Annotated in this window: 4 protein-coding genes; 1 reads left to right on the top strand and 3 read right to left on the bottom strand. The window is 69.4% G+C overall.

Annotated elements, in window-relative coordinates; genetic code table 11:
* Nucleotides 1-330 precede the first annotated feature (330 nt).
* Nucleotides 331-945 (bottom strand): hypothetical protein, encoded by a 615-nt coding sequence (locus tag FM076_RS17455; RefSeq protein WP_173871842.1) that lies wholly within the window; start codon nt 943-945, stop codon nt 331-333.
* 290 nt (nt 946-1235) lie between these two features.
* Between FM076_RS17455 and FM076_RS17450 the strand changes: the two genes are divergently transcribed.
* Nucleotides 1236-1877, top strand: coding sequence for a hypothetical protein (locus FM076_RS17450; protein ID WP_173871840.1), 642 nt, complete (start codon nt 1236-1238; stop codon nt 1875-1877).
* A gap of 128 nt (nt 1878-2005) precedes the next feature.
* Here the strand turns inward: FM076_RS17450 and FM076_RS17445 are convergent, their stop codons facing one another.
* Entirely contained in the window at nt 2006-3562 is a 1557-nt protein-coding gene (locus FM076_RS17445; RefSeq protein WP_173871838.1) for a WXG100 family type VII secretion target, read from the bottom strand.
* 1159 nt (nt 3563-4721) lie between these two features.
* On the bottom strand, nt 4722-5630 hold the full coding sequence (locus FM076_RS35010) for an RICIN domain-containing protein (RefSeq protein ID WP_173871836.1): 909 nt from the start codon (nt 5628-5630) through the stop codon (nt 4722-4724).
* Nucleotides 5631-5769: the final 139 nt, after the last annotated feature.

Raw genomic sequence — 5769 nt, 5'->3', positions numbered from 1 at the left:
CGCCCGGCTCCTCTCAGACGTCCTGCTGTGCGACGGCGACCGCCGCCTGGTGAACGGTTCCGAAACGCGCGAACGACGTCCGCCCAGGCGTGACCGGCGGGACGCTGCGGATCAGGCGGTGGTTCGGGCTTCGACTCATGGGGTGTGCTGCCTAGCTGTCTAGCTGCTGCGGGGGGTGGCTGACGGTGCGGGTGGTGCGGCTGCCCTGGTACGGCGGCGGGTGCGGCTGGTGCGGGTGCGGGTGGTGCGGACGCGTGGGGCGGGAGCCGGAGCCGTACGGTGCCTGCGACGGCACGGCCCCCGGGCGCTCGGCCCACTCGTGCGCGGACCTCACCCGTCCTGGTCGCGGTGCTTGGTCTGTTGCAGAGCTGTCCCGTCGTCACCTGGGTAGTCGGCGGTGACCGCGGTGCGGTCGGTGTTCATCTGGTCCTCCGGCGGCTTGTGCAGCTGATCCAGCACGGACTGGTACGTGGCCTCCGGGTCGGCGGACGTCATCATGGCCGTTCCGGCGATGATCTGGTCCATCGGGGGTGCCGTCAGCGCCATGTGGTAGTCGTTGAACATCTTCCAGGCGTGGTCGTCGGCCTGCCCGAAGTTGCCGGCCGCCTTCTGCACCCCCCCGACGAGCGCGTTCAACACCCCCGTCTCCGGGTGGTCCTTGGTCCCGAAGAGCGCGCTGAAGACGCGCAGCCACCTGTCGCTGATGTCCTTCTGCTCCTCCGCGGACTCGCCCTGCCACTGGAGGTGAAGGCCGTTGAGAATCTCGTTGATGTGGTGGATACGGCCGGCCACCTGGTCCGCCAGCCACCCCAACTTGGTGGCCAGCAGGTCCATCTCCTGCGGATGCGCCCGCAGGGTGGTCCAGTCGTAGTCCATGCGGGTCCTGTACGCGAGCCCGGCGGCCAGCATCACCTGTCCGGGGTCCGTCCCGTCGCCCTCGCTCATGCTGCCTCTCCCTTCCGTATCGGACCCTTCGCATGGACCGCGTCCTTCACGGTCCCGCCCGGTCCCCGTCCCGCTGCCCCGGGCGCACAACCCGTCCGGGGACCGCCTCCGGAACCACCGCAACGCCGCACAGGCGCGGGGTATTTCCGTCTTTGTACGCACATAAAGTGCGGCGAACCACTGACATTTCCGACTGATGTCTGGTAAACGTGGGCAGCCCGGACGCAGGCCCTCGGCCTCCCGGGCGACCGCAGCACCAGATCGGCCCTCCCGAAGAGAGACGGCAGACGATGACCGACCCGATCAACTCTCAGTACGACTCGCATCCGCTCCAGCCCCCGCCCGACGACGACTCCAAGAACTCGGACGAACAGGCGGAGGCCAATCCCGACAAGGGCAAGGACTTCAGCGGTGAAATCCCGGCCCTCGACACCGCCTGGGACAAGCTGCCGTCCTTCAACGACAAGCCCCCGCTGGAGGAACAGTCGGGCGGCGGCGGAGAGAAGCCGACGTTCTCGCCGGACACGAACTTCACCTTCAAGGCCGGCGAGGTCCGGGAAGCCGAGCAGAGCATGCTCAACAGCACCCGCACCGCCGTGGACGGCTACGAGGAGCTGCGCACGAAGTTCCTCGCGGAGAAGGACCACGTCTTCGGCCAGGGCTTGCGGCACATATACGACACCGGAGGCCCGGGTGCCAGCGGCATCGGCCTGAACGCCAGCGGCGACACGACCCAGCATCACGACGAGCCGGCCGACTTCAACGGTGACGAGTTCGGCGCCACCATGGTGCCGATGATGGAGAAGGCCCTGGCGCAGGTCGGCAGCGTTTTGGCAGCCACCGGCGAGTACATCGCCATGATCAACATAGCCGGGCAGATGTACAGCCAGGCCGACCGGGATTCCCGGTTCCCCCCGCCGCCCGGAGGCTGACACCGCGCCGGGACGGAGCCGGGCACCACGAGGGTGCCCGGCTCCTCGTATGTCCGGCTCCGGCACCGGGCCTCGGCCACCGCGGCGGCAGGCCGCGGTGCGGACGTCCACCGTTCTTCGGACGCTCATCAGCCCTGCCCACCGTTACCGCCGGGGGGCGGCCCCGCCACGGGCGTGCCGTCGGCGTTGACGTGCTCGACCACCCACTCCTGACGCGGCAACGACGGCACCGCCCCACCAGCATCACCACCAGCCGCACCAGCACCACTCAGATACTCATCCAGCGGCACGGTCTCCGGCTTGAACGGGCCCGTCACACCCTCCGGAGCCGGAAGCAAAACCCGCGGCCCCTCCTCGTGCGCACCCCCAGCCACCGACGCCGCAGCACCCTGATCCCCACCGCCTGACCCCGCCCCGCCCACAGGCGTGCCATCAGCATTGACGTGCTCGACCACCCACTCCTGACGCGGCAACGACGGCACCGCACCACCAGCAACAGCACCCCCCGAACCATCGCCACCAGCACCGGCCGAAGCATCACCACCAGCCGCACCAGCACCACTCAGATACTCATCCAGCGGCACGGTCTCCGGCTTGAACGGGCCCGTCACACCCTCCGGAGCCGGAAGCAAAACCCGCGGCCCCTCCTCGTGCGCACCCCCAGCCACCGACGCCGCAGCACCCTGATCCCCACCGCCTGACCCCGCCCCGCCCACAGGCGTGCCATCAGCATTGACGTGCTCGACCACCCACTCCTTGCGCGGCAGCGACGGCACCGCACCACCCTGATCGCCACCACCCTGCCCCGCATCACCCACGGGCGTGCCATCAGCATTCACATGCTCGACCACCCACTCCTCGCGCGGCAACGACGGCACCGCACCACCCTGATCGCCACCACCCTGCCCCGCATCACCCACGGGCGTGCCATCGGCGTTGACGTGCTCGACCAGCAACTCCTTGCGCGGCAGCGACGGCACACCACCGCCCTGCTCACCACCGCCTGACCCCGCACCACCACCCGCGGACGCGCCGTCAGCTCCCGCGTGTTCCAGCACATACACCTCACGCGGCCGCGGCGGCTGGGGGGTACCCGCGAGTTGTTGCTGGGAGCCCTGGAGGTTGGCGAGGTTCACCAGTTCGGCCTGGTGGAAGTTGTCGTAGGAGATCTTCATCCTGCGGACGATCTCGTCCAGAAGGTCGTGCAGCTGCTTCTCGGTGCGCTGGAACCACTGCTGGACCGAGTCGAAGGAGAGGTAGGCCGGGCCGTCCCAGTGGTCGTGGAGCTGGGTGGCGAGAGTGGCGATGGTGCGCATGTAGCCCGCGATCTCGGTGGAGACGTGCCCCACCTCGGTCGTGGCGTCGGACAGCGCCTGGAGGTCCACATGGAACTGCGCCAGTGAGTAGTCCGACGGCGCGCTGCCCTCGCCGCCGGTGCCGCCCTCCGTCCCCGCGGGCGGCGCCCCTCCGCCGGTGCCCGTGTCAGTGGACTGCTCTGTCGGGGGAGGGGAGGGGTAGGGCGTCCGGGCGTAGTCGCCGATCTGGTCGGCGTTCGCCTGCCGCTGCCACTCTTCGGGCACCGGGGGAGCGCTGCCGTCCGTGCTGCCGGCGGGCGGGCCCAGACCCGGCATCGGCGGCGGCGCTATGCCGCCGCCACCCGCCGTGTTGCTGCCGTCGTCGCTCATTCCTCAGCACACCCTTTCCTCGTGACGGCTGCGGGCTGCTCGTCCTCCATGCGGTGGCCCTCCCCGGTGACTACTTGGGTTGGATGCTGGTTGCTGAGTACCGGTTCTCGCCCGGGGCCGTATTTCTCGCGTGCCTCACGTGCCTCGCGTGGTTCGCGTGGTTCGCGTGGTTCGCGTTTTCCACGTCTTCCGGGCGCGGCCCGAGTACGCGCTCGTACGGCGGGCGGGACGGTGGGCGCGGGGTGGGCGCCGTTGTCGAAGGCCGCGAAGCCGCAGTGCGCGGAAGTCCGCGTACCGGCCGGCCGGTTCCCAGGTCCCGGATCACCCGCACCGTTGTCCGGTGGAGATCCGTGAAGGCCGAGGGGGGACCTACATACCTGAACGCATGCGTTCAATTACTTTCGGCTGTCGTCATTCCGCGAAGCGCATGCCGCACGTTCCAGCCCGGGGCGAACCCGGTGCGCCGCGCACCCGCCTGTCGCGCGGCCGGTTCCCGTGGCGACAGGCGGCAGCGGCACCTCGGAATGGTCCCCATTCCGCGCTTCGACGCTCGGCCTGCTCCATCGCGTTCTCCTGGTCCCAGTCACACGGCACGCCTCCGACCGGCGCCGCGGTCGCGGGAGAAGGACCCGCGAATTCCGTGTCCGGCGCCACCCCCAGGTCGAAATGACTCTATAGCGCGTCAAGTTTTCACGTCAATTGGCGCAGTTGGCGCCGCAGACGCCGTGCTTCCGGTCATAAATCGTTCACCTCCCGTGCGGCGCGCCGCCATCCGGACACGGAAGGTTCCCACCGCTGCCGCTTTTGCCCTTTCAGGCTTCACACGGTTCCGTTTCGCCATTCCTGGAGTTCGTCTGCCGCCCGTTGTGAAAGTCGGCACCGGGCAGCGCCGACGGCTTGCCGACGGCCGTCCGAAGACAGCCGGTGCCGCCCCGCACCGGTCATCCCGGTGCCCGGTTTCCCGCTTTCCCCGTCCGTTTGCCGTGGGTTGGCGGGCTCGATGCGGTCGTCTGCCGTGCGGCGAGTGCCGTATGGGCACGGCGGAGCGGGCCGGAGGGCGTGTGTGAAGCGACAGCCGCGGCGTGCCGGACCGGAGAAGGCCGGCGGGAGCGTCAGCCGCCCGCCGGCCAGTCATCCGTCCGTCAGTCTCGGACGTTCCTCACTTCCGCAGCAGCCAGTTGGACGAGGGGGCCTGGCAGTCGCCGATGATCAGCGGGGCGTCGTTGGTGTGGGAATTGTTGTTCACCTGGAGGCACAGACCGTTGCTGGCGAAGTTGTGGATCTTTTTCCGGCCGTCCGGCAGGTCCTCGATCCGCCACTGCTGGTTGTCGTCCATATTGCCGTTGCAGTTGGCCGTGTGGAGGGGCGTGCCGGGGGGCTTGCCCCCGCCCTCGGGGAGGTCGAAGCAGTGCCCGTCCTTGACGTTGGCCAGCATCACCAGGTCGCCGCCCTCGGCACCGGCGCCCGGGTGGGAGACGGTGATGTTCCACTGCTGGTTGTCGGCGGTGCTGGTGTTGCAGGGGTACTGGTTGACGGGGACGCCGTCGGGCTGCGGGCCGAAGTTCGGGATGTCGGCGCACTGCTTGCTGTCCTGGTTGACCAGCACGACGCGGGAGTAGCCTGCGCCGGCCATCTTCAGTTTGTTGTTCAGCCGCACCTTCGACTTCGGCTTCTTCACCGTCTGGTCCGGCTTTTCGGTCTTCGTCGCCTTGGCCGTGGTGCCGCCGCCACTTGAGCGCTGCTTGGTGAGCGTGGGCAGCTCGCTGTTCCTCGTCTTCTTCGACGCGCTCGGCGACGGCGTCTTCAGCGCGGACTTCCGGGAGGCGGCCTGCTGCTTCTTCCACGCCGCGGCGGCCTTCTTCTCCTTGGCGGCCTGTTCCGTCTTGTACGAGTTCCAGGCACCGATGCCCAGGGTGGCGCCCGCGACCAGCGCCACCACGGCCACCGCACCCGCTATCCGGGTACCGAGCCGGGGGCCCTCACCGGGCTGCCGGGCCGCTTCCGTCAACGCGTCGACCCGGCGGGCCCGCTCCCGCCGCTTGGCGTCTTCGTTCTGCGACTCGCTCACTGGTCTTCCCAACCCCTCATCTGCTCCTCCTGACCCCCACGGCGGCGGTGGTCCCGCGTCACCGGCCCGTGTGATGAGATGCTGCCGGGACCCGAAGAGTTCACGGCCGCGACGCCGTGGGCCGGCGCCTCCCCCGGTC

It is taken from the genome of Streptomyces albus subsp. chlorinus (assembly GCF_013302895.1).
GTDB classification, from domain to species: domain Bacteria; phylum Actinomycetota; class Actinomycetes; order Streptomycetales; family Streptomycetaceae; genus Streptomyces; species Streptomyces chlorinus.
This window is presented reverse-complemented; position numbering and strand designations above follow the sequence as displayed.

Bases quoted from the DNA above. Each gene is read 5' to 3' on its own strand.
- FM076_RS17445 (WP_173871838.1), bottom strand. From the start codon at position 3,562: ATGAGCGACGACGGCAGCAACACGGCGGGTGGCGGCGGCATAGCGCCG.
- FM076_RS17455 (WP_173871842.1), bottom strand. From the start codon at position 945: ATGAGCGAGGGCGACGGGACGGACCCCGGACAGGTGATGCTGGCCGCC.
- FM076_RS17450 (WP_173871840.1), top strand. From the start codon at position 1,236: ATGACCGACCCGATCAACTCTCAGTACGACTCGCATCCGCTCCAGCCC.